30 protein-coding genes are annotated in these 24,627 nt (G+C 36.3%); 29 read left to right on the top strand and 1 reads right to left on the bottom strand.

Going from position 1 to position 24,627, the window contains the following annotated elements; all coding sequences use genetic code 11:
- The first annotated feature begins 1 nt into the window (after nt 1).
- The 6 genes from FFR60_RS23135 to FFR60_RS19730 all read left to right on the top strand — a co-directional run bounded on the left by FFR60_RS23135 (nt 2) and on the right by FFR60_RS19730 (nt 7,825).
- Complete coding sequence (locus tag FFR60_RS23135; protein ID WP_307723326.1) at nt 2-718, top strand: hypothetical protein; 717 nt, start codon at nt 2-4, stop codon at nt 716-718.
- Nucleotides 719-928: 210 nt separating this feature from the next.
- Nucleotides 929-4,111 carry a SpaA isopeptide-forming pilin-related protein gene (locus tag FFR60_RS19750; RefSeq protein WP_137665491.1) on the top strand — a complete coding sequence of 1,061 codons (3,183 nt, stop codon included), beginning with the start codon at nt 929-931 and terminating at the stop codon, nt 4,109-4,111.
- Nucleotides 4,112-4,181: 70 nt separating this feature from the next.
- Nucleotides 4,182-4,925, top strand: a complete 744-nt coding sequence (locus FFR60_RS19745) for a hypothetical protein (RefSeq protein WP_137665490.1) — start codon at nt 4,182-4,184, stop codon at nt 4,923-4,925.
- 161 nt (nt 4,926-5,086) lie between these two features.
- Entirely contained in the window at nt 5,087-6,046 is a 960-nt protein-coding gene (locus FFR60_RS19740) for a class A sortase (RefSeq protein ID WP_137665489.1), read from the top strand.
- Between the two features lie 18 nt (nt 6,047-6,064).
- On the top strand, nt 6,065-6,430 hold the full coding sequence (locus tag FFR60_RS19735) for a Spx/MgsR family RNA polymerase-binding regulatory protein (protein WP_137665488.1): 366 nt from the start codon (nt 6,065-6,067) through the stop codon (nt 6,428-6,430).
- Between the two features lie 24 nt (nt 6,431-6,454).
- On the top strand, nt 6,455-7,825 hold the full coding sequence (locus FFR60_RS19730; RefSeq protein ID WP_137665487.1) for a glucosaminidase domain-containing protein: 1,371 nt from the start codon (nt 6,455-6,457) through the stop codon (nt 7,823-7,825).
- A gap of 128 nt (nt 7,826-7,953) precedes the next feature.
- On the opposite strand, the gene FFR60_RS19725 is transcribed toward FFR60_RS19730, so the two are convergent.
- Nucleotides 7,954-8,040, bottom strand: a complete 87-nt coding sequence (locus tag FFR60_RS19725; RefSeq protein WP_137665506.1) for a type I toxin-antitoxin system Fst family toxin — start codon at nt 8,038-8,040, stop codon at nt 7,954-7,956.
- 135 nt (nt 8,041-8,175) lie between these two features.
- Between FFR60_RS19725 and FFR60_RS19720 the strand changes: the two genes are divergently transcribed.
- The 23 genes from FFR60_RS19720 to FFR60_RS19610 all read left to right on the top strand — a co-directional run bounded on the left by FFR60_RS19720 (nt 8,176) and on the right by FFR60_RS19610 (nt 24,624).
- Entirely contained in the window at nt 8,176-8,313 is a 138-nt protein-coding gene (locus tag FFR60_RS19720) for a hypothetical protein (RefSeq protein WP_171004987.1), read from the top strand.
- Nucleotides 8,314-8,332: 19 nt separating this feature from the next.
- A complete protein-coding gene (locus FFR60_RS19715; RefSeq protein ID WP_137665486.1) occupies nt 8,333-8,725 on the top strand; it encodes a hypothetical protein in 393 nt (130 codons plus the stop codon).
- 155 nt (nt 8,726-8,880) lie between these two features.
- Entirely contained in the window at nt 8,881-9,705 is an 825-nt protein-coding gene (locus FFR60_RS19710) for a hypothetical protein (RefSeq protein WP_137665485.1), read from the top strand.
- Nucleotides 9,706-9,749: 44 nt separating this feature from the next.
- Nucleotides 9,750-9,983, top strand: coding sequence for a hypothetical protein (locus FFR60_RS19705; RefSeq protein ID WP_137665484.1), 234 nt, complete (start codon nt 9,750-9,752; stop codon nt 9,981-9,983).
- The gene (locus FFR60_RS19700; protein WP_171004986.1) at nt 9,949-10,305 is read left to right on the top strand and encodes a hypothetical protein; all 357 of its coding nucleotides are present in this window, start codon (nt 9,949-9,951) and stop codon (nt 10,303-10,305) included. Before FFR60_RS19705 ends, FFR60_RS19700 begins: the two co-directional genes overlap by 35 nt.
- Before the next feature lie 30 nt (nt 10,306-10,335).
- Nucleotides 10,336-11,433, top strand: a complete 1,098-nt coding sequence (locus FFR60_RS19695) for a hypothetical protein (RefSeq protein WP_137665482.1) — start codon at nt 10,336-10,338, stop codon at nt 11,431-11,433.
- Nucleotides 11,430-12,956: an immunoglobulin-like domain-containing protein gene (locus FFR60_RS19690; RefSeq protein ID WP_137665481.1), complete on the top strand. Its 1,527-nt coding sequence runs from the start codon at nt 11,430-11,432 to the stop codon at nt 12,954-12,956. Before FFR60_RS19695 ends, FFR60_RS19690 begins: the two co-directional genes overlap by 4 nt.
- Nucleotides 12,957-13,045: 89 nt before the next feature.
- The gene (locus FFR60_RS19685; RefSeq protein ID WP_137665480.1) at nt 13,046-13,255 is read left to right on the top strand and encodes a hypothetical protein; all 210 of its coding nucleotides are present in this window, start codon (nt 13,046-13,048) and stop codon (nt 13,253-13,255) included.
- A gap of 274 nt (nt 13,256-13,529) precedes the next feature.
- A complete protein-coding gene (locus tag FFR60_RS19680; protein WP_137665479.1) occupies nt 13,530-14,573 on the top strand; it encodes a JAB domain-containing protein in 1,044 nt (347 codons plus the stop codon).
- Nucleotides 14,574-14,669: 96 nt separating this feature from the next.
- Entirely contained in the window at nt 14,670-15,092 is a 423-nt protein-coding gene (locus FFR60_RS19675; RefSeq protein WP_137665478.1) for a hypothetical protein, read from the top strand.
- Between the two features lie 61 nt (nt 15,093-15,153).
- On the top strand, nt 15,154-15,576 hold the full coding sequence (locus tag FFR60_RS23015; protein ID WP_249355046.1) for a hypothetical protein: 423 nt from the start codon (nt 15,154-15,156) through the stop codon (nt 15,574-15,576).
- A gap of 93 nt (nt 15,577-15,669) precedes the next feature.
- Nucleotides 15,670-15,834 carry a hypothetical protein gene (locus tag FFR60_RS19665; protein WP_171004985.1) on the top strand — a complete coding sequence of 55 codons (165 nt, stop codon included), beginning with the start codon at nt 15,670-15,672 and terminating at the stop codon, nt 15,832-15,834.
- Nucleotides 15,821-16,087: a hypothetical protein gene (locus tag FFR60_RS19660; RefSeq protein WP_137665477.1), complete on the top strand. Its 267-nt coding sequence runs from the start codon at nt 15,821-15,823 to the stop codon at nt 16,085-16,087. Before FFR60_RS19665 ends, FFR60_RS19660 begins: the two co-directional genes overlap by 14 nt.
- 33 nt (nt 16,088-16,120) lie before the next feature.
- Nucleotides 16,121-16,474 (top strand): hypothetical protein, encoded by a 354-nt coding sequence (locus tag FFR60_RS19655; protein WP_137665476.1) that lies wholly within the window; start codon nt 16,121-16,123, stop codon nt 16,472-16,474.
- A gap of 85 nt (nt 16,475-16,559) precedes the next feature.
- Nucleotides 16,560-17,051, top strand: coding sequence for a hypothetical protein (locus FFR60_RS19650; protein WP_137665475.1), 492 nt, complete (start codon nt 16,560-16,562; stop codon nt 17,049-17,051).
- A 37-nt stretch (nt 17,052-17,088) separates the two neighbouring features.
- Nucleotides 17,089-17,484 carry a hypothetical protein gene (locus FFR60_RS19645; protein ID WP_137665474.1) on the top strand — a complete coding sequence of 132 codons (396 nt, stop codon included), beginning with the start codon at nt 17,089-17,091 and terminating at the stop codon, nt 17,482-17,484.
- A 31-nt stretch (nt 17,485-17,515) separates the two neighbouring features.
- Entirely contained in the window at nt 17,516-17,977 is a 462-nt protein-coding gene (locus FFR60_RS19640) for a hypothetical protein (protein WP_137665473.1), read from the top strand.
- A gap of 65 nt (nt 17,978-18,042) precedes the next feature.
- On the top strand, nt 18,043-18,231 hold the full coding sequence (locus tag FFR60_RS19635) for a hypothetical protein (protein WP_137665472.1): 189 nt from the start codon (nt 18,043-18,045) through the stop codon (nt 18,229-18,231).
- A gap of 73 nt (nt 18,232-18,304) precedes the next feature.
- The gene (locus tag FFR60_RS19630; RefSeq protein WP_137665471.1) at nt 18,305-19,270 is read left to right on the top strand and encodes a hypothetical protein; all 966 of its coding nucleotides are present in this window, start codon (nt 18,305-18,307) and stop codon (nt 19,268-19,270) included.
- Between the two features lie 49 nt (nt 19,271-19,319).
- Entirely contained in the window at nt 19,320-19,514 is a 195-nt protein-coding gene (locus tag FFR60_RS19625; protein ID WP_137665470.1) for a hypothetical protein, read from the top strand.
- Between the two features lie 37 nt (nt 19,515-19,551).
- Complete coding sequence (locus tag FFR60_RS19620; protein ID WP_137665469.1) at nt 19,552-19,995, top strand: hypothetical protein; 444 nt, start codon at nt 19,552-19,554, stop codon at nt 19,993-19,995.
- Nucleotides 19,976-22,540 carry a type IV secretory system conjugative DNA transfer family protein gene (locus FFR60_RS19615; protein WP_137665468.1) on the top strand — a complete coding sequence of 855 codons (2,565 nt, stop codon included), beginning with the start codon at nt 19,976-19,978 and terminating at the stop codon, nt 22,538-22,540. Before FFR60_RS19620 ends, FFR60_RS19615 begins: the two co-directional genes overlap by 20 nt.
- A complete protein-coding gene (locus FFR60_RS19610) occupies nt 22,537-24,624 on the top strand; it encodes a pLS20_p028 family conjugation system transmembrane protein (protein WP_137665467.1) in 2,088 nt (695 codons plus the stop codon). Before FFR60_RS19615 ends, FFR60_RS19610 begins: the two co-directional genes overlap by 4 nt.
- Nucleotides 24,625-24,627 lie beyond the last annotated feature (3 nt).

The following is a 24,627-nucleotide window of genomic DNA, read 5'->3' as shown; positions in this document are numbered from 1 at the left end:
GATGAAAAAGAGATTTTTAGGTAAGTTAGTAGTTGGTTTAGGTGTTTTATTAGGTTTTAGCGGTCTTGCGTTGGCAAGCTCCACAGAAGCAGAAGCAGCGGATATGTATAGATTGTATAATCCGAATAGTGGGGAACATTTTTACACTGCAAACCTGACAGAAAAGAATAAAGTTCAAGGCGCTGGTTGGCGCTATGAAGGTATTGGTTGGTATGCGCCAACTAGTGGCGATCCTGTATATCGATTGTATAACCCAAACGCGGGTGACCATCATTATACACTTCACCTATTCGAAAAGAATCACTTGGTAAGTGTAGGTTGGCGTTATGAAGGTGTGGGTTGGTATTCTGATAAGAGTAAAGCTGTTCCGCTGTATCGTGCTTACAACCCGAATGCTAAAGCTGGTTCGCACAACTATACAGTGAATAACAATGAGCAACAAAACCTATTGCGTGCAGGGTGGAAAAATGAGGGAATCGCTTGGTACGGTATTACCCAAGGGAATAACGGAGGAGGAACAACTCCGGCACCACAAATAGAGTATTCATATTGGTATACTGCTGCTAAGCCAGAATTTTCAAAGCATAATGTGACTTTAGGTACTCACAGATTTGCAACAAAAGAAGCAGCTCAAGCCGCATTGACAGAGTACACTAAAAAGTTGTTAATGGAAGGTGTTTCTGTTAGTACGAGTGGAGTAAGCCCAATTCAAAATTAAGACTTGAAAAAACACTTGAGAACTAAATTCTCGAGTGTTTTTTTGTGCCTTATTTTTAAGATACAAAGTATAAATACCACAAATAACGAAAGGAGGGTAAATCATATTTAAGAAAAGGAGGGGGAATGTTCAAGGTTATTTGTTATGTTGGCAGACGAAATTTTATAAGTTTCGTCTTTTTTTTATTTCAAAAAAGAAAGGAAGAATCAAATGAAACGCATAATAAAGAAAATTAAAAAGCCGAGATTTTTATTTGTTGTTCTTGGAATGGCAGCAATGATTCTAAGTATGAGTGTTTCTAGTCAGAGTGCGAGTGCTGCAAGTGACGAGTTACAAATGAAGCCCGGTGAAACAGGAAATATCTATTATGATACTGGTAATATTTATACAATGTATGGGACAAAACATGGTGTGCCGTGGAGTGACTCGACTGCTGCAATGGCCGTTTCTCCCGATGATGGTAGTGCTCAAAAAGTCGTATTTTGTATCGAGCCGGGTGTACCTTTCAATAGTACAAATAACCCAGATTATGAAGCAGTAGCAATTCAAGATTTGCCCCAAGATGCTCAAATTGCTTCTGTTGTTTGGAACACGTTCTATGCATTTGGAGACAATTGGACAAATGCTGATCGGATAACAACTCAAGCAGTAATATGGGAAATGTTACCTCAATATGGTATCAAAGTTGACTCGATTTCAGGAATTCCTGATTTCGCTACACGCAGACAAACGTTGTTAAATGGTATTTCTGAATACAAAAGGTTACCGGAATTTGATAGTACAACTGTCAATTTAAAGTATGGTGAAACTAAAACCCTGAACTCGAGTGTTAATCTAAACTCATTTGATGAACTTGTGGGGAATACGGCAAAGGTAAATTGGAATGTTGCAGCTGACGGAAAATCAGTTCAAGTCACACCAACTGATCCCAATGTAGAAGAAGGTCGTATCGCATATTTACGTTCATTTATGCAGGGAACGCCAATTGCAATGCAAAAGGCTGGTTCACAGACGGTTTATTTACCTTCTATTTCTGATCCTAATGCATTCCAAGTAAGTTTTAAGATTCAAACAACAGGTGACGTAGAAATCATGAAGCTTGATAAGGATTCAGGAAAAGCTTTACCTAATTTTAAGTTTGAGGTTTCTTTCCCAGATAGAAAAGATTTATCAACACAGACAGTTACCACAAATTCGAACGGTAAAGCTACAGTTAAAAACGTACCTCATGGTGTCCGAGTAATTGCAAAAGAAGTATTTGCTCCGGCTCCTTATGTTCTAGGTTCTGCTATTGGAGAATCAGATCAAGTTGAGGGCATTGTCGAAGCAGGAAAAACCATTACTTTAACCAAGAAAAATAAACAAGCTAAAGGTCAAATTACTGTTGAAAAATCAGGTAAAGAATCAAATAAAGATATGTGGAATGGTAACTATACATTAGATCAAACTACTTTCGAAGTACGTAAAGACAAAGTAGATGGTCCAATTGTCGAAACCTTTAAGACCGACGCCAAAGGGTTTGGAAAATCTACTCCTAATTTAGATTTAGGGGTGTACTATCTGGTTGAAAGCCAAGCCGGAAATGGTTTTGCTAATACCTTTGAGCCTAAAAAAATTGATATTACGTATAAGAATCAAACAATCGCAGTCGTAATTGAAAATGCAAAAGGAACAAACCAAGAAGTTACCGGAAATACATTATTAACCAAAGAAGACGCTGAAACTGGTTCAGAAACACAAGGTAAAGCTACTTTTGATGGTGCAGTTTACGGATTATTCCATGAAGATGATACGCCAGTTAAGGAAAGTGACAATTATAAACCTGTCGTTTCAAAAGGTAATAAAATTGATGGCGACGAAATGAAATTTGAAATTTCTGATAAAGAGCAACAAGCCGGTGTTGATCACTTAGCTTTAGGAAATTACTATTGGCAAGAGTTAGTTGCGCCAGAGGGCTATCAGATTGATAATACCAAACACAAATTCTCAATTACTTACAAAGATCAGGATACTAAAGTCATTGAAGCTAAGACAACATCAAAAGAAAATGTAATCAAATTCGACTTAGATGGATTCAAGTATGTAGATTCCAAGTCAGGAGATACAAAGACTGGTTATAACGGACTAGAATTCAAATTGACACCGATTGATCCGACTAAAGGTGAAGAACGCATTGTTGAAACAATCACTGATGAAAATGGATATGACGGTTACTGGTCATTTAATGATGTTCCGTTTGGTGATTATTGGTTAACCGAAGTTAAAGCACCCGAAGGCTACAAAACGATTAATCCTCTAAAAGTCGAAAGTAGTTTCAACAAAGAAACTCGTGAATATGTTTGGACGATCACTGAAAAAGATCAAAAGGAGCCAATCAAAACGTTGACTGTTCCTGAATCAAAAATCAACGAAGGATCAAACGTGATTTCACTAAGTAAACTATTCTTTACAAATAAACTTGTGAAAGCCCCTCAAATTGGCACTATGGCAACAGTAAACGGAGAAAAAACTTATACGCTCAACGAAAAAACTCCAATGCACGATAAGATCAGTTTAAAAGACTTAGAAGTAGGGGCAAGCTATACACTGAAAGAAATTAAACTTTGGGAAATTCAAGACAAAGATTATAAAAATGCAAAAGTTGTATATGAAACTGAAAAAGACTTCGTTGCTGACAAGGAAAATATGGAATTAGTAGTGGAGACTTTGATTGATACTTCAAAAAATGATGAAAATACAAGCTATGTGTGGACTGAAAAACTTAATCAAGGTGAACAAGAGGTTGCGGATCATGAAGATTTGACCAATGAAGATCAAACAGTACGCCCAGTAATGCCTAATGAACCCAAAACTGAAACACTATTTGCCACAATAGATGGAAAGAAAGACTTTGATGTTGATAAAGACACAAAATTTACTGATAAAGTCAGTCAAGATTTCCCTGAAACTGAAATCGGAAAATTAAAACATTGGGTGCATGACTTACACTCAATCGACAAAGACGGCAAAGATACAGTGATTGAACAAGTTTTTGAAACACGCGAAGTAAAAGCAGGTAAAGAAGAATTCGACGTATCTTTCGAATATGTTGCTAAGAAACACAAATTAAAAGATGGCGAAAAATTAGTTGTAACTCACGTTGCTTATAATGATGAAGAACACAAAGAGGAATATGTTCGTCACTTTGATTTGAAGAATGAAAAACAAACGGTAACAGGTAAGAAAATCGTAACCACACCAGAAAGTAAAAGCACACCACCAACAACAACCAAAGGTGTCTTACCTCAAACAGCTGGAATGCTAACAAATCCATATGTATGGATCGCAGCGCTTGCACTTGTAGCAGGGGCTATTTTTCTGTTTAAAAACAGAAAAGAAGGTCAAGAAAAATAGATTTTAACACCATTCAATTCTGCCCTCTTTATTGTTAAAATATAAAACAATAAATGGAGGGCGGTTAATTATGAGCTTATTTGACGAAGGGATATCTTTCATGGCAGGTACTTTAGCAATAGTCTCAGTGATAGGAGGGACGTTATCAGTTTTTAGTATGCTTAGAACACTAAGAGAACGAAAGATATATAGTCAACAAGTAAGAACCTTATTTATGCAAGTTTTGGATTACTCCTTAACTACAAATGAAGCATTTTTGAATGATTTGTGGTTAGCATCAGAACCTGTGAAAACCTATGAAGTCTATTTCATGGAAATTGAAGCAATGAAAAATAATTTAGCTTTAGTTTCTAAAATTGATTTATCTAGAGTAACTGAAATTTATCAAAAAAATATTCAAGCATACTTATACCTTTATCTTAAATATATAGGGTGTGCGGAAGAATACTTAATACGTTTAAAAAAACGGAGTGACTATCTTAAAGAGGTCATGGAGAATAAGCATGACTATCGTTCCATTCGATTTGATCTAATAGAAAGTGATTCAGATAATCCGATTGAAGATTTTCTTCACAGTGAGTACGGAGTTGACTATATTATTGTTGAACAAGGAAGTGTAATTCAGAAAGATTTTATCGAATTGTTAGAAAATTTAAGGATCGCATTACAAGAATTATTAGCAACTACCCAAAAAGAGATTATTTCTCAGGCATCAGATATAAAGTCAATATATCTGAACCTTTTAAGCCAAAATGAAGAGTTAAGTGAAAAAAACAGCTATAAGAGCGAAGGGAAAAACGTAAGGCGCCCATAATAGGGTGCTTTATGTTTTTCTTTGTTATATAAAAACAAAGAAAAATGATTAGTAGGTATAAAAAAACTATTAGAGGAGATAGAGTGAAATTTATTATCTGTATCTAAGTTAAAAATCAATTCATATTTTTTATGTGTCTATTGTTTTTCGAGGAGGACATTGTGAGAAAACTAATAAAAGTTTCACCTGTTTTATGGTTTATTTGCGGACTGGTGTTTGCTAGTGCCTGTGTTGTTGGCTATCGTCAGCTGCAAAGTTCAGATGACAATGCAAAACAAATGACACACCAAATCCAATCAAAAAAGCAAAGCCAGCAACAGGCGAAAAGTAAAAATGACCAAGGAAACTTTGATCCAAAACAGATTAAGCCAGTGACACCGAGTGACTATGCGGATGCACAGTTACATTACGAAGAGCTAGTCAACCGATCCGGTATTGGTTCCCTGTTTATTCCTAGCGCCGAAATTCAAACGAAAATTCTTGCTGGTATGTCTAATCAGAACTTGATGGTCGCTGTCGGCACGTATTATCCCGATCAGCTGCTTGGTAAAGGAAACTATGTGTTGCTCGCCCACAACTTAGTTGAGGGAGGAGGCGCATTAGGGGGATTATTAAACACAAAATTGCACCATGTGATCTATGCAACAGATTTTTCGACAGTTTATGAATACTCGGCGACTAAAAAGGGCATAGTGAACCAAGATAGTGGTCAATTGTTGGAACAACCCACAAAAAAGGATTCAGCGATCATAACGCTGTTTCGATGTGAGGGTGGGTTAAATACGGTAACTCGGGCACTTGTACAAGGAGAATTTGTTCGAAGCTATCCAGCTGATGAAGCGTCTAATGACGTGAAAGTCGGCTTAGGGCTAGGTGTTATGACTGAAAAATCGAAAAATGAAGGAGCAACTGAACAAGCGACACCGCAACAAAACACACAAAAAGATCATTCGGACAAAGCGAGTATAAAACAATTCAAGCAGGATAAACCAACGTACTCATTTTTAGAAAAAATTGCAATAAATTGCTTTTCTATAGTGAGCGAGTATCCCTTATATATTGGATCAGGATTTTTACTTATTCTGATTCTTTTACAACGAGTAACCAAGAAATATAGTTGATAGAAACGAGGTGAAATAATGGAAATTAACATGTATACCAACATGAGTAGTGCTTCTTGTAGAAAAGCTATTCGATGGTTTAGTGAGGAAGGTATTTCTTTTAAGGAAATCAAGCTTAATAGAGAAGGAATCACTACAAAGCAATTGAAAGAAATTTTGATTTTAACAGACAATGGTCTTGACGATATTCTTAAGCGAAACGTCAATCGAGTTGCGTTAGATGAATTAAGTTTGAACGCGGTATTAGAAAAAATTGTTGAAAAACCAAGTATGCTGAAGGTTCCAATCATTATTAGTGGAAAGAAAATACAAGTCGGATTTCAGGAAGAATATATCAGAGCTTTTATACCTAGAAGCCACAGAAAACTACAGTTAGCTATATAAAAAAACGGAAAGAGGGATTAATCAGTGAAGAAATTTTCAAGAATTGTGTCAGCACTGTTCCTATCGTTGCAAGCGTTAATTACTGTCACACCAGTAAATGTTTTAGCAGATGAGAAACCACAGGATAAAAAAACAGAACAGGTACAGACAAATGATCACGTAGAAAATCTAACGACAGAAAGTAGCAGTGATGCCACTAGTGAATCCTCTACACAACCAACAGAGAGCAGCACAAAACCAAGCGGTGATTCTTCTAGTTCGTCAAGTAGTTCTGCAAAACCAACAGAAACTACACCATCAAGTAGTGAGGAACAACCGAAAAAACCTCAACCAGAGGAGCCGAAAACATCAGAACCAACTCAACAAGAATCGGAACAAAATACACCAGCAGCACAAGTACAAGAACCAGTACAGGAAAGCCCACAAGAAGTACCTCAGACTGAGTCAGTAGTAGGAGAACAAGCCAGCGAGAGCGCACAAGACGGTGCAATCAGTTTTGAAAAAGACGAAACAGTCGAAAGCTTCATTGAAAAGTTGGGCGAGCCAGCACGGAAAATCGGCAAAGAAAAGAATCTATATGCGTCGGTTATGCTGGCACAGGCTATTTTAGAATCAGCGTCGGGATCAAGCAGCTTGGCAAAAGCACCAAATTATAATTTGTTTGGAATTAAGGGAACCCACAATGGAAAATCAGTATCAATGGCAACACAAGAAGATTTAGGAGATGGCACCCTGTACACGACGCAAAGCGGATTTCGCGTATATGAAAATTACGAGGATTGCTTTAATGATTACGCAATGCTGTTAACTGAGGGGATCAGTGGAGACAGTAATTATTACGCCGGAGCATTGAAATCGAATGCTAAGACGTATCAAGAAGCAACGAAGTTCCTTACCGGACGATATGCCACAGATACGCAGTATAATAAAAAGTTGAACGGTCTGATAGAGACATACAACCTTGCGCAATATGACAAGGAAATTCAAGGGGCACCAATCAGTAACGGCAGTTATACAGTGCCACTAAGCAACTACACGATCTCTAGCCCTTATGGAAACCGTGGTGGTGAATTTCATCGTGGCTTAGATATGGCAGCTGCACAAGGTGAACCGATCCATGCAACAAGGGCAGGGAAAGTCTTAAAAGCAGAGTTCCACTATAGTTGGGGGAATTACGTGGTTATTGAGCATGAAGATGGATCTACTGCACTATACGCCCATCAACAACAATATCTAGTGAAAGCTGGAGAAAATGTTTCGCAAGGGCAAGTGATCGGTCATGTGGGAAGTACAGGAAATAGTACAGGTAGCCATCTTCATTTGGAATTATGCAAAGATAGCAGCCTATCACAGGATAATCTTGTTGATCCGGAACTCCTATTATTTGGGAACTAGGTTGATTGGAAAGTTCGTAGTATTATGGTATTATAGTAGTGCAGAAGAATAGCATATCTAACACGAACCCCCTAGAGAAGTAGGATTCTCTAGGGGGTTATTTTTGGCTGATGTCGCCATTATCTGTTTTACTTCTCGTTTCGGTTATTCAACCAGTAACCAAATAGAGTCACTATGACTCCTACAAGAAGGGGGCAAAAGAATTTATCTAGCATACCTAACACCTCCCTTAGTCGCTAAGACTGTAGGATAGGCGACAATTTATTTTAACAGAATATTAACAACAAAGACACTTTACTAAAGAGAACGTTTAGTAGGGTGTCTTTTTTTGTGAGAAAGGGGGAATTCTTATGTTAACAACGATTGTAGGTGTGGCTTGTTTCGTATCCGGTGGGATACTCGGAGCAACAATCATGGCAATTTTAGTAGTTGCAAAACATTCTGACCAAGTGTCAAGAGCTATAGAACAACAAGAAAACAATAATTGATGGAAGGCATGGAAAATGTATGGAAGAAGAAAAAAGAGAATTATTTTTAGAGGTAATAAAAAACTCCAACAGTGTAAAACTCGTTTTTGTTGATGGATATTTGAAAGAAGTCATCATCAGTGTAAAAAAATATAAAGAGCTATTAGGAAATGGGGTCATTACAAAAGAGTCCATTTTCGATATTGAAAAAATTATGCTTATTATGCCGGATTCCAAGCAAAATCTGATTCCGATAGAAAACGGACGGAAGTACTTATCAGGTAAGCCGGTGGAAAATGATCCCAATCAAACAGGGAGATTTACCTTTAGAATTAAAAATCCTGAAAAAGAACCGTTTAGTTTATATGTGAGACAAGGAGTTAAAATCAATGAAAGAGCACTTAATATCCAAAACAAAAGAGGCAGAAGGTAAGTATCTACCAGCTGTTCAAAATAAAGCTAGAAGTAATTCCATAAAATCAATTGAAGATGAGTGTCATATCATTATAAAGCCCAGATCACGAATAATCGTTGATGAAATATGGAAAATTGGGACAAAACGCAGAACGTCTAGCTCGGAGGTTTTCTATGTCTAGAGAAGAAGATTTACTTAAGCAACAATTGAACGTAATTCTGATGAACACCTACGATAATTACCAAGAGTATAATTCATTCAACTTAAAAATTATTGCAAAAGAATATAAAAGTAAGCACGGAGTGTACTTTCAAAACAATCGAAGAATTGAAATTAACAATTTGAGCCGAACTCCTGGTGCCAACCTATTAACAGCTATTCATGAGCTGACGCATCATGTTGAAGCAATGGATATTGGAGAAACGGCACATAAAAAAACTTTTTATGATCGGTATTATCAACTACTTTGTACCGCTCTGAAATTAGGCTATATCGACGAACAGGATATCCAAGATGATTCGAAAGATTCAAAGGATCTTATGAATATAGAAAAGTATTTTGGATTAAGTTTCTTAAATAATTATCGTGAGGAAAAAATTCGTAATGCAGTTCTGGTAAAAAATGCTTATAAGTTTAGAAAGTTACTCTCCAGAAGAGACTTTACCTTTTTAGGAGGAAGTCAAAATTGGGGCAGAGTCTTTGAAACAGAAGATCAAGCTAACAAGGAAATAGCTATCCTAAATAGTTTCGAGCAAAGTATAAATACAGAACTTGTTACCCCTTCTCATATGTTTTTCAACCAAAATTACTATGTAGCCGTTGATGGCGCATATGATTTTCGAGAAACTCTAAAAAATAATGGATTTATATGGGGAGGATATGGATTCAAAAAGTGTTGGGTAAAAAAAGTACCTAGTACAGAATATCGAGAAACCATGGACTTTTTGAAGGATCTTAGACTGGTCGGGAAAAAAGTTGTACCTAGCGGCCTAAAGTAAGCATCTATATTAGATGTTTATTTTTTTTGGAAAGGAAGAATCATATGGCATTGAATGCACAACAAAAGGAAACAAAGACCCTTGCTATGACAGTGTTGGAAGCAAGCGGCAAAGACTATGATCAGGCATTAGATGAATTTCATCAGGAGATAATCAGCAAAAATAATCAAACAATCTTGAAAGCATTAAGAGCCTTAAAAAAGGTTGGGAAAAAAGATGTTAAGGAAGAAGGGATCAAAACAAATGAAAAAATTGAACACAAATCAACTCAACAGTAAGAATAGTAAAATTCACAACTTCATGAAGTGTGTAACGATTACTTTTGGGGTTGCTCTCATTTTAAATATGTTGGTTCCAGGATATGCTTTCGCAGATATTGAGAGTTCCATGACTACAGCTGGTAACACTGTGTTCGATACGATCGTTAATGTAAGTGGAGCTGTTGGACTTGCCATAATTGGGATCGGGTGGTTTGGAAATATGATTCCAATGATTGAGATCTCACAAAAAGCAAAAATGATTATTATCAAAGTTGGAGTCAGTATTGTAGGTTTAGCTTTCAGTAAACATTTAATTGCTTGGTTCCAAGGCATGAACTAACAAGAAATTTAGAAGTAGGTGGTGATTTAGATGATTAATGTCAAGGTTGTCGAATCTGATGCACTTTTAATAACGAGTCAAACGTATTCCTATGTTGATTTTGAAGATATATCAGAAGATTTAGTTGAAGGAGATAGGGTCAGATTTATTCTGTCGGAGAATGATGTAAATCTATTTGAGGGCCTATTTGAAAAAGAAGTGGATTTAACGGTTCATCAGTATATTTCTTTAAAAATCGAACAGATGGTTGCTGATGGCAAAGTTAAAAAAAGAATGGGAAGAGAGCTGCTAAAGAAACTGGATAAAGAGTTTTTTGTTCCTGATGAAAATACCAATGACGGAAAATTTAAGTCACCGCCTTCTTTCAAAAAGAAACCAAAAACTGAAAAACAGACGAAAATCAAGCCGGTTAAGACTCCAAAAGAAAAAAGGGAAATTCCTTTTAAACTACCTGACTTTCCATTTAGAAAAATTGGATTAGGAGTTTTCATAGTGGTCTTAGTTGGTTCAGTAGTTTTCTTTGGAGTTAATGCTTTTGGGAACTTCAATTCTTCCTCTGCAAATAAAAGAGAGTCTTACGAATCATTAATTAACGGGGAAAAGTACGAAAAGGCTGCTAAAGAGTATCCGAAGAAACTGAAAGAAATAGAACAAGCGATCGTTGAGAGTAAAGATTTTGATGAGCTTGAAAAATTCAATGAAAAATACCCAACAGCTGAAGGTAAGTTTGATTTAGCTTTTCATTTGAAGAATTGGGAAACTGTGATTGAAACTGACCAATCGACTTTGACAAAAGAACGGCAGGTAATGTTGGCTTATGCCTTTATTCAATTAGACAAGTTAGACGAAGCAGACATTTTGAATAAAAAACTTACAAGTAAAAAATTATCTGAGGCGTTGAATCTAGCTTACAAGCAGCGAGCAATTAAGTATGTACAGGCTGGGAAATTTGCGGACGCTCAGAAGATTAATGATCGTATAGATGACACTGATCTATTCGAATTAATTCAAACAGGAAAATCATGTCAGGAAATGATTGATTATTATTCTGAGAAGAAGGACAAAGACAACGAGTCAACATGGCGAAATAGATTGGAAAATCTTGGAAAGGATCTGATTGAGAAATGACAGAAAATGGGCAAAAGAAGCCATTCACTGAAAAGCAGAAAAAAATTGCCGCAGCTGCGGTGATCGGTACTTTAGTATTGGGTGGCGGCGGTTTGGCTTTAACAAATAGAAACAAACCATCATCGATTGATAGTCATAACGGCAGCAAGGTTTCTAGAGTTCCGGAATCCGGAAAAAAAGAAAATAAAAGCGGAGGTAGCAAGAAAAAATATAGTTCTGATACCGCTGACGATGTTTTTTCAACCTACGATATTGATCTGCCAGAAACAAAAAGCAGCAGTGATTATGACAATAGCAATTCACTTTCACCCTCAGAAATAAAGACTATGGCAAACACACTAGGTGGGAGTAATAAGAATAACACTGCACCAGCAATCGTTCCCACTATGGTTGATAGTCCCACTTCAAATGGAAAGAATAGTAATTCTAGTAAAGTTGACAATGATAGTGGATCGCAACTACCAATTGAAACACCAAAAAATCCTATTGTTATAGTTCCTGAAGAACCAATTATCACACCACCGGTTGTCGAACCACCGGCGGTAATCACTACAACGCCGGTAGTTAGTCTTCTACAATCATCAGTAGTAACGCAAGAAGGACAACCGTTTGATCCTAACAATTACTTTACTGTAAAAGATACTGGAGACTCAAATCCTGCCATTACCTATAGCAAGACAGAGCTAACAGTTGGAAGAAATGAAATTTTGATTACGGCCACAAATAAGTATGGTAATAAAGGGACCGCAACATTAGTTGTGTATGTAAATAAAGCTCCTGTACTTACGGCTAATGAATCGACAGTAGAAGTATCAATCCATACAAGTCCTGATCTGAGATCATTCGTTACGGCAAATGATCTAGAAGATGGGGATATTACTGATCAAGTGATTATTTCGGATGCTCCTGATATGCACACTGAAGGCAGCTATACAGTCAGATATAACGTGACAGATTCACAAGGCGGAATTGCTTCAGCAGTAACAGTGAATGTTGTTGTTACGAATGAAGCGCCGGTGATCCATGCGTCTGATAAGGAAATTTCGATTGGAGAAGATTCAATTAATCTACTAGAAGGTATCACAGTAACAGATATGGAAGATGATCGTGACGGGTTCCCTATCAGCATTTCGACAGAAAATATCTTGGATGGTGAAGTCGATCTAACTACTGAAGGCGAATATGTGATCACTGTTGGAAATGTGAAGGACCGAGATGGTAAAGCGGCTGCGGATGTTCAATTCACGGTAAAAGTGACAAATTCAGCACCAGTAGTTTCTGTACCTGATTTAGATTTAAAGGGTGGAGAAACGTTCAACAAAGATACTTATAAAAATACCATAGTAGTCAGTGACAAAGAAGATGACAGGCTCGGGCTTGTTCCTGTACTAGAAGTATCTCAAGAAGATTTGGATGGAGTATCAACAGATCAAGTGGGAGAATTTACGATTTCAATTAAGGCCACTGACAGCATGGGGAAATCCACGGAAATCAAGGGTGTTATAAGAGTAACTGAACCATAAATATTTTTAAAAAGCCGATAATTCTTTCGGCTTTTTTTTTAGGAAAAAAAGTGAGTCACTTTTGCCATTATTAGAAAGGAGAATATTATATGGCTATTGCTGAAGGTAATAAGCGAGTAAATGCAACACTAGATCCAGCGAGACAAGTTCGGTTGGACTTTCTTCTAGGTTTAGATCCGGAGAATGAGCTAAAGATTACTGATTTTTTCTGTCGCTGCATAGATAAGGAATTTGTAAAGGCCGTTGAATCAAGAAGAAAACGTAACCGGCAGCTAGGAGAAAGAAGAAAAATATGCTGAGTCTAATAAAAACTGAAAAGTATACTGTACTTTTAATTGCATTGGGGTTTCTTTTTTTTAGTTTGACATTATCGTTTTTTTCTCCATCTTACTGTTTTGCTTTTTCTCAGTTCCTATTACACCTGAGTAACTTTCTAGCTAAATTTCATGCTTTTCTGTTAAGTCTGCTTAAAATTCTCACATGGCCTCTAAAACTTATCTGTGAAGTTAGATTTTAAAAGCTAATAAATCGTTATCGTTTAACCCAAGACTGAAAGGAGAAACTTTAAGTAATATGAACAGACAAAATAGAATGGTTACTGAATACAAAACAAAATTAATTAGATTAGATGATGTTGAAGTTCCCTTCGAAGCAGTTAATGATCGGCATACAACCTATGGTAGTGAATACTATGCAGAAATAGCAGAACGTCTAATTAATGATATTTCCAAAGAACACACGATAATTCTTTATTTAGCCGCTGAAGGGAATGTGACTGGTGCTGAGATAGTATCGATCGGAACTGAATCGATGGCAATATTCTCAACTCATCAAGTTGTTAGGACGGCAATCATGCTTAATTCACATAGGATCGTTCATATTCATAATCACCCTCAAAATAGCAGTGCAACAAGCTCACTACAGGATAAAATAACTCATAAAAATCTCAAGTTGAAATTACGAAACTATGAGATTGAGTTATTTGACTCCATGGTGATTAATGATCGAGGAAAATGGATAAGTATTTCAGAAGAGAATGCGAAAAATAGCGGAACAGAGGGAACTGCTATGATGGGTAGCCGAGAAACAATTACACCGGTAATTGGAATTGAGAAACAAGGAGAAAGCTTTTTTAAATTAGGAAAAGCTATCTTTTTAGTATTTATCACGAATAAAATTCTATCCAATGATCTTTCAGCATTCTCCGGAACAAAAGATATGCTTGAAATATTGTTGCAATGTCCTAGTCTTCTATTTATTTTCTTCTTATTTCTCTGGAGTGTTTTGGCAGTTTTCTTTATTAGTGCAGATATCATAGTCATAAATTTGGGAAAACTTAAGGAAATAGTGACTGCTAATACTCAAAGTAAAAATGACGCATATAAGAAAAATTTAGTTCAAGAGTTCAGGCGCGAGTGCATGTTGCTATTAGAAAATGAATTGCAAAAGGACAACAATTTAATAAAAATCGAAAAAGTAAGAATGATCGCTCACCTTTTGGAAAGTAATGACTCTATGTTTTATCCGGATTGGTATGAGAATAGAACGATCGTAGCTGTGGAGAGATTTATTGAAAGTTTAAGGCATGAAATAGAGAGGGTCATACTAGAGGAATAGAAACTTGTAACTATTTTTGACTGTCATGATATAGGGGAATAACACGGAAGAAAGATGGAGGAAAAAGATTCCTAGTTGGTAAAGGTGGATTTAAGAATGCGAAAACGAGATTATCGCGAGTTACAAGAGAAAAAGATATTCAGAGATCGTGAAAACAAGGAATATGAGGAAGAAGATTATTCAAAAGATATTTTTGATTCGATAAGACTTGGTTTTAGTGTCGGGACGTTGATTCTATTATTCAAGAATTTTATAGAAACGTTCTCTAAAGATTTTAGTCATCAGGAAAACCTCCTATATAATTTCTTTTTTTTGGGCGTTGTATATTTGATAACTCGCATAGAAGTTATTCATTATGTGGAATTTGGATCATTTAAGAAAATGAAAAAAACGAACAAAGTAGGAGTGAAAAAGTGGAGTATTGTCTTGTTGATAATTTTGATTTTAGGATTTGCTGCAGCAGTAGCATATTTCGGATTGGATTTTATTTTTAAAAGTTGGGAAAGAATATGTAATTAAAATTTTGTCTGCAAATTTATGTAGCTACGGCTACCGCATAGAAAAAGAGAGAAGGGAAAAAATGATTATGAAAATAAAAAATGGATCTATTTTCGAAGAGACTTTTTACTTGGGGTCTACACATATTCAAATTACTAATCCAAAAAGCTATTTCCCTACAGTATTAACAGAGGAGACAAAGCATATATTTCTTGAAAGGAGTAGCCAGAACTTTAATGATCTATTTAATGAGTTGTCGGCAGCTAGTCGCGACTTTTATAAATATGAGAGTTCTTTTGATTTTCAGAAATCAGCTATCCAAAATTATCTTCAAACGACACCGAATAAACAGATTATAGAAGAGACTGGCTTGAGTAATACAACAGTCAGTGAATTGAAAAATAATAAGAAAAGTTTAGAGACTTCGGCGTTCAAAACTATTGAAAAACTATATTTGTGCGCCATTAAAAATCAAAATTCAAGGATTACTGACGTTAGTCTCTAAGAGCCTGAAGCTCGTATTCAAAAGGCGCTAAATACAGCTTTCAAATATTCACAATTTGATGGAGAGCATCATAAAACATGGGCTATTGATCAAATGGATAGAGCCTTAACTGGTAAGGACTATGCTGCTTGGATTGCAAGCTTTGAATTAGATGAAGAAACACAAGAAGCTTATGAGTGGAAAATAGGTATTGCCCCATTGGTCCAAAAGATGGAGCTATTGCGGAGGAAAGGAAGTGTAAGAATTGAAAGATATTAAAGATACGGTTATTGATCGTTTAGGCTGTTCAATTGATATTTTTTTAGAGAGTTCAAACGGATTAGAAAGAGTTTTTTATCCGGATGATGAAAAAAATCAATTTACTTTAGAAGATATTTATATAGCGTTCAAAGATCACCCCATGATGATTTACGTTTTTTGTGACAGAGGTTTAAACGGCGAAATATATCGTTGTGGAAATTACGGAAAAGGAATTTGGCAAAAGTATGCGGTCACGCAAGGTTATGCTTAGTCAACTAACGGACGCAATCAAGGAGGATTAATATTGAAATCAAAGCATGAGGATCTAAAAGAGAGAATAATACATGAACCTGATAATAAAACAGAAGTATTACTCGAAAGTATTGAAAAAAGAGGCATTGATCCCCATTCTTTCAATGCTTTTAATACAGTAACTATGAGCGAAGGATACGGCCCTGTAATGGTAGAAAAAAAGATGGTCGTAGAATTGAATATGGAGGAAGCGGGGATATTAATAGACGTACTTAATCGGTTGAGACAAGACCACCATATTCCGCCGTCAGGATTTAGCGCCAAGGAAATCACGAGGATTAGTGAACTTTACTACCAAATTGATAAGAATAGACGTGAGACTTTTTTTGGTGGTCTACCGTTTTAGTTTGAAAAACGAGTAGTTCTGTATGTAATTGAAGACAACAGCATAGCTCGTTATATGGAGCTATCAAGGAGAAAGGAGAGTCCTTTTGAAAACAGAGTTAACCAAACAAGCTGAACGGTTTTTATGGAACCAATATATTGATGGAAAAATGGGAGTCTTTGGTTGCTTTGAAGTATCTCTTGGTGTTCGTGACGCATGGTCATCAGGGGAGTATGAACGAGTCGACTTCATGACGTATGATACTAAAGGTGATTTTCGCTGTTTTGAAATTAAGGTAAGTAAAGCAGATTTTAAAAGCACCGCTAAAAAGACATTTGTTGGGGATTACAATTATTATGTTATGCCAAACAAACTTTATGACGACTTAGGCGGTAAAGATTATTTTGATCAATATAAGTTTCGTGATATTGGAGTTTTATTATTTAATCAGACTAAACCTTGCATAAAAACAGCAAGAAGGAAAAGAGTCATGTTTGATGTAAGGGCTAATCTGATGGAATCCATGATGAAATCAATGTTTAGAGAACAGAAAAAGCTATATAAAACGACTCCATATTGGGGCGAATTAGTACACTAACGGACGCTATCACAGAGAAAAAGAAAGAAGGGAAAAAATGGGATTTGATATGACTGCTTATAATTTGAGTGAAGTAAATAGAGTGGAAGAAGATTCTGACCGGATTGCAAATTTTCACGCGTTCTACTCTGATCCAAATATTGAGCTACTATCTGAATTGCTCAATATATTACCTGTTATTAAAGTAGCAGGATCAGATTTAAATGTTGAAGATTACGACGGCGTTTGTTCAATAGAATCAGTTAGAAGAGCAAAAGAAAGCTTTAAAATTGAAATGTGTAAGTCTTTCGAAATAAATATTTCTACGGACAAAGATGGAAACAGAACATCAGAAATGTGTGATTTAAATTATCCTTTCCAAAAAATCAATCGGTTTTTAGATGAAATTATAGATAAAGCTGATAGTACGTATATAGGTCTAAATTGGGGATAGTTCTGCAATCGAAAAAGAAAGGATGATAAAGATGGGATTAGATATTTCAGCATATAAAAATTTAACACGAGTTAATGATCCGAAACGAGACGAAGACGGGGAATTAGTAGATTGGGAAAACTTAATTGAAATCACCCAATCTACATTAGATTATACGGAGCAAGACTTTAAGGGTCGCACACAAGGCTTAACTGCTGGTGTTTATTCTTCGGAAGATGAACATGGTTTTAGAGCAGGAGCATACTCATATTACAATCGCTTTAGAGCAAAACTAGAAAAAATGGCGTTAAACTCACAGTTGTTTGAACTAATTATGTTTTCTGATTGCGAAGGTTATATAGGTCCGGTGGTCTCAAAAAAACTAGCTAAGGATTTTCAAGATTTGGAACAGAATGCTAGAGAACAGTTGGACAAGGATGATCTTGAAACATATCTAGATTTTAAAAAGGCATTTGAAATGGCCAGTGAAGGTGGATGTGTGGAGTTCCGCTAACGAAGACAACAACATAGGTACAGCAGTTGGAGCTACCAAGTAGGTTATGAAGGGAGAAGTATTGAATGAAAAAATGTCCAGTTTGCCAATTAGTCTTAAAGGACGATGATCGAGTTTTAGAAAATAAAGGAAACTTATATCACCGTGAGTGCTTAGAACTGGTTCCTACAGCTTATGATGTTTTCACGGTTAATGGTGAGTTATTAGAATCTGGAACCGATCCAGATTTCGAATTTGTCCATGACCATAAGTAGAACAAAAAATTCCATAAGTGGACGAAATAGCAGTCTCCAGGAACTATCTATGACAAAAGATTGGAGGATATTTGTGGCATTTTCAACAAAGTATTATTATGTAAAACCAATAGTTCCACCTATCACAATAGGGTTCAGTATCAGTGGTATCGTACTGAAAAAATTTAATGCGAGAAGTGCTTTACTTCTATCTGAAACATTTCTGTATAGTAGCCAATTCTACTATAAAAATGATTCTGACTTTGCCAGAGATTTGAAGCTCTATACACGTAAACTCGAGGCTGTTGGAGAAGATCTTTTAAGACAATCTTTTCGTGATTTCCGCCAGGGACGCAGCAATTCAATTGAATTTGAGGTGGAATACAAAACAATTGATAGAATACTCGACAAGATAATTTACTGGGTAGTTTCACCTAGAAACTCTCATCTATCAGATGAAGATGTTGCATCAGTCAAAGAATTGAACTTTTGGATAAAAAAATCGTTCAATAAGCGGAAAAGGAAAATCAATTCTCTTTATCCAAAAAAAGAATACTTTGAATTCAATACGTTTTTAAATGCTTGTAATGATTTCTTAAAAACGTTAGGGCAACATTCATTAAATTCCACTGATTCTCTCTATATATTTTTTGATATAGGATCAGATGTCGATTGGTTCTTGTTGAACATTACAGATTGTGGTTATCACCAATCGACTGATTTCAAAAACTTGTTCAGTTCAAATGTTAGAGTAAATAATGATTTGGTGGTTATCGCGGGAGTTTTAAACATTTTAAAGCAACCTAGTGCAATTGAATTGTATTTGACCCAGGAAAAACCATTCTTAGAAAAAGTAAAGCAATACAAAGAGATATTTCAAGAATTATTAATAAGTGGAAATAGAATAATCAATCTTGAAACGAAGAGGATTAAGGTAATAAAGGATGCGGAAGCTATTCTTAAAGAAACTGAAAAAAGTGAAGATCGGGAGGGGAAATTAAGTGAAATTCAATCTATGCACGATGTTGCTGTAGATAAAAAGATCCACAATATTCATTAATTTTAGTTGTTTAGGGCTATTACAGAAGTTAAAGAAAGTGGGAAGTATAGTGAAGACCAAAATAGTAGTTAGTAAATTAGATGAAATTTCAAAAAATAGCAATCTATCAAAAGAGGATCAATCTGTTATCGGGACAGCAGCAGGACTATTGAAAGATTACGAAACGACAGTAAGTAATGTAAACTTTATTCTCGAAACTTATGAAGATCCAGTGGAAGTGGTAGCTGCTCTGAGAAAAGAATAGAATCTGTAAGCCAAAAAATAATTTAGGAGGGGCACATGTGAGATTAACTAGACAACAAATTAAACTAGAGAAGCATAAGCTGCTTGTAAAAGAAGTTTATGGGTTTTGGAAGCTTGATCAGTTTATTACAGATGAAAATATTGAAGCACTCAAAGATTATGATTATCAAGTTTCATCAACGGATTCAATTAAAATTCGGATTGATGCGTTAAGGGAAATGAATATTTCACTACAAGAAAAGCACTTTGACGAACAGTTAGAGGAACTGATTCGAGTTATGGATGACGAGAAGGAATCAAAGGAATTTATTGCAAAGGAATACGCTGCATTGGATGAACTAAAAGGGAAGGCTATTGAAAAAAATCTTGAAACTGAGGAAAAAGTGAATCAAGTTAAGTTGAACGAAGATGGACATTCAAGAATGCCTATACAGGTCCTATCGTTGATTGAAGAGGAAACAAATGAAAAACAAGTTGAATAGCTTCAGCGATCGTAAGGCGGCATATTCAAGGCCTATTCGTGACTCTACACTCTTTAAAAAATCGTGGAGAGATCCTAACAAAAAAGCGTACCAGCTCTTAGAACGTTTTTTGGGGCTTAAACGAGTATTAATTCCATTGCTGCTACTGATTGTTTTCTTAGGATTCGTATTCGGAAATTTTATCATATCATTTCCGGCCATTATGAGTTCGATATTTCCAGAAGGAATCACTAAACCGCCTGATTGGAGCCAACTAATTGCAACTAAATATCTATTCAGACTTCCAGCCAGTAATAATCAATGGGTGGTTTTTTTATTTGTCTTTTTTGGATTCACTCTCTTAGCTAGTATCCGTTTGTACAAAATAAGAAGAGGGTTTATGCCTTTAGAAGAGCAATTGACTGCTGCAACTTCCCGCTGGAGTGACGGGGCTTCTGAGTTGGATTATCAGTACCATACAATGGCAACGGATAATTTGGATGAGTACGATGGTCCTTCAGGGCCGGTAGTAGGAACGTCTCCAAGAACGAAAGAAGATATTGCTAATAATAGGGTTCGTGAGTACATTTCTGATGAAGCAACGAATACTGCTGTTGTTGGTGAAACAAGAGTTGGTAAAGGGATATTCGGAATTGAAAAGGCAATCGACGGGTACAGTAGGCCGAGGGATATTAAGAAAAAGAAATCAATGAATCTACATGACCCATCAGGAGAATTGTATTTAAAATGGAAAAAATTACTAGAAAAACGACTATATAAGGTGTATTTGCTGAATCTGAAAGATACATCTATTTCTGATTCAACTAATCCACTGACTTTAGTAATTCACTATTACAAGAAGTATCTATTTGCCGATAAGGTTATTAATCGTGATCGTGGCCTTGATAGAGCACAAGCAGAATTAGCGAGTTTATGTTACACATATTTTCATGATGAAAATGCTAAAGAGCCGTTCTGGCAAGACGCGGCCAGTGCATTATTTACAGCGTCTTGTTTGGCAATGATTGAGGAATCTATCTTAACAGGAAAAGAGATTCTAGGAAATATCTATACGATTTTAAACACCGTTGCTGAAATGAGTAAAGATAGGATTACCTATCCTGATCATCCAGTGTTGGTAAAACTAGAACCTGATAAAAAAGAACGGCAAAAACTGTTTTCACAGTTTAAGGATAAGTCTGTTTTGGATGTATATTTTGATTCCCTTCCGAGTGATCATCCTGCACATGTAGCGTACCAGGATCTTTTGGCATCAGCTTCTGCGAAAACTACAATTGGTAATGTAATCACTCACTTGCTTACTAAAATGAAGGCATTTAGACGGACAGGGAATGCTAAATTGACTGCATTAAGTACGATTAATTACATGGATTTAGGATTTGGTGAACAACCGGTAGCTGTCTTTGTAGTTGTTTCAGACCAAGACAAGTCCAATCATGCAATAGCGGCCAATTACTTCGATCAGAGCTTCAAAGAACTTCATCAGGCTGGTTTGGCTGAACCTAGCAGAAGGCTTCCTAGAGATGTTGTATTTGTCTATGAAGAGGCCGGAAACATGGTTAATATTCCTGAGTTACCTTCAAAAGTTACTGACGGATTAAAAGTCGGAATCTCTCATTTCTTCGTACTACAGAATTTTGAACAGTTTAACAAGTATGGGGAAAGTCAGGCAGAGACGATTCTATCCAATTGTGGGAATATTATTGCGTTAAGAACAAAATCTAAGAAAACTCGAGAGAGTTTGATGGATGATTTAGGCAATAAAGGTAATCTAACTCTTTCACGGCAAGGTAAGCCTGTCGAAAGTGATAAGACGAATACTGAATCAGTTGAACGAATTCCAATGGTGACAAAAGATGCCTTTGCAAAATTACCATATGGTCAAACTATTGTTATCCGATCAATGAAGACACATGATTTAAACGGGGAGATAATTTATGATCTCTACCCTATTTTTAATCATGACGATACTAGGATGGTTCCGTCATATATGTATTTACCATATGAGGATAGCACTTGGGAGGAAATTGACGAGCTTTATGCTAACGCTGAACACACAAAAATTAATCTGAAAGACCTTCATTATCAATTTGATTTTGGTGAGATTAAGCATAAAGAGGGTAGAAGGCAAGCAATAAGCGAAGGAAAAGAGTTCGTGATTCCTTCGAGTGAATCAGGTAATGATCAAGGCAATCTATTTGATACAGAGCCAGATGCTCCTAGCGTAGATTCAGAAGTGTCCAAGAGCGTACTGCCTGAAGAAAGTAATGAAAAGCTTCAAGAACTCGATGAAATATTTGATTTGTATGTGCCAAAAGAAATGCAGGTTAAACCAATTACTGAGGGATTAAAGATTACCTTCATTAACCGGATTTCTAGGGAAGTTCGAGTTTTCTATGCTGAGAAGCCTAGAATAATAACTGAGTTTGAAGCGCTAAAAAAAGCGGGGACAGTAAAAGATTTGAGAGATTGGTTTTCAAATGTAGGAAGAGAACCACTGTATTCCATAATTATTGAAATAATTGAAAAGGAGGGGTTGATGTGAGTTTAAGAAAGAAGATACCAATCTTCTTTTCAGGAATTCTACTGACATTCGTCATATCTTGGAATACTGCGATAGCAGCTGGTATGAAAGACGGAGAAATTCTGGATATACTCGATAAATACAGCGGGTATTTGACCAAAGGGAACATGGCTTGGGATATTACAAGACCAATTGGGCTATCCATCCTTACTGGTGTTGCTAAGATCCTCGATGGACTAAGTAATACACTAGGCGAGTTGATCAAGCTTCTAAATTTTGTTGACAACTCTGAGTTCCAAGCGCTTTTAGATAAAGTCGAACCAATTAAGTGGGGGTTATTGCTCCTATTCTTGATTGGTTTTTTTGTACTCATAATGTTTAACAAAGTGAATGATGGCTTTCAAGCACCCTTGAATATGGTTTTGCTAATTTGTTTATCGATTATGCTGCCATTTTTCTTTTCAACTATGTCAACCCTGACTCAAGATATCTTCACCGAGCTAACAACGAGTTTTGAGAGTCCAGGATCGTCGATTATTCTTCAAAACACAACTGATCTAAAGGCTGTAGCAGAAGAAGGGTGGAAAATGAAAGATGGCGAAAACCTAAATCATTACAAAAAAATTCGTCAACTTGATATGGAGGAAAAGCTACAAGATCCAGATAAAATTAAAAACGGTGATCCGTTGGCAAAACGAATTGAAACAGACAGTAAAGGAAAAGACAAAGTTGTAAACATTGATAAAGCGAAAGATATGAAAGAATACTTAGTCAAAAAGGTGTTTTCGGAAAACTATTATAGAAATAAAGTTTGGATGGGGAATGCTTTAGCGACACTATTAGTAATGATTGCAGCACTTGCTTTCACTGCGATCAAGTTCGCAATTCTTATTCACAAAATGTATGGGGATTATGTTCTCGTATTTGTTGGCGGTATATCAGATTTTATGAATATGCAACGTGTAAAAGCATTGTTTGCTGAACTGGCCGGTACGTTTGCTTTGATTGTTTATATTCCAATCTTAACTCAGTGCTACCTAATCGCTGTATCAATTATCAATGCACAAAATTTTAGTTTTGTTACGTATATCATTGCCATGATTGGGGCTGCTATTGCACTGATCGATGGACCTAATGGATTTCAAAGAGTAACGGGAATTGATGCAGGATTGAAAAGTTCAGCTGGTTTAATTGCGACTACTCTCGGCGGATCTAAACTTGCAAATAAAGCGGTGGATATGACGACTAACGCTGCGAGATCTGCCGGAAACTTACTGACAGATGCAGCTGCTTTTGGATTAGGTGCGTTTGCTGGTGGTGCTTCTGATGATAAATCTAAAGGAATTAATGATGATGATTCTAAAGATACAGACAACGAAGAAGAGAAGCCGACAGGAATCAATGAAGGTAATCCAGAAGATAATGATAATGAAGCAACAGATAACGGGCCAAATCCGGATGATGACTCTAATGAAGAAACGGAGCCGGAAAATACTGGAGATTCTGAATCAACTGATCAATCACTTGATGGTGACGATGTAGGTAATGAAAATGATGGACCTGGTGCAATAAATGATCAAGACGGAGATCCATTCTATGATAGTTTGGATAATCAAGAGCCACCTTCTGAAAACGATGTTGAATCAGGGATTAACGATCCGGTTGATAATCCATTGGCTAATGGAAATGAAGAGGACGGCCAGCATATTAAACAATCACCTACAGGGATAAACGATCAAGTTGCTTTAGCTGGTGATTCAGGTGACAAATCACAAAATGAACTAAGCAATGATGATATAGAACCAACAGGCTTGAATGATGGTGAAGTTAAATCAGATCCAACAATTGCAAATGAGGATTCTGCTCCACCGGAACCAAACGTAGGACCAACACAAGTTGACCATGAGTTAAATGAGTTAAACAAGAGTAATCCTCTCAGAAAAGAGCTTAAACATAAGGTCTTTGGATACGATCAAAATGATCCAAGAAGGTGGAGTAAGGAGACTACCATTGAAAGGAAGAAGAGTGCCTTTGAAGCCGGAAATGAGTATAGAAAATATAGACAACGGAAAAAAGAATTAAAGGAACGAAAGAGAAAGGAATAGGTG

The sequence above is a fragment of the Enterococcus hulanensis genome, assembly GCF_005405485.1.
Taxonomy (GTDB): domain Bacteria; phylum Bacillota; class Bacilli; order Lactobacillales; family Enterococcaceae; genus Enterococcus_A; species Enterococcus_A hulanensis.
The sequence above is the reverse complement of the archived record's forward strand: the minus strand, read 5'-3'. Positions and strand labels throughout refer to the sequence as shown.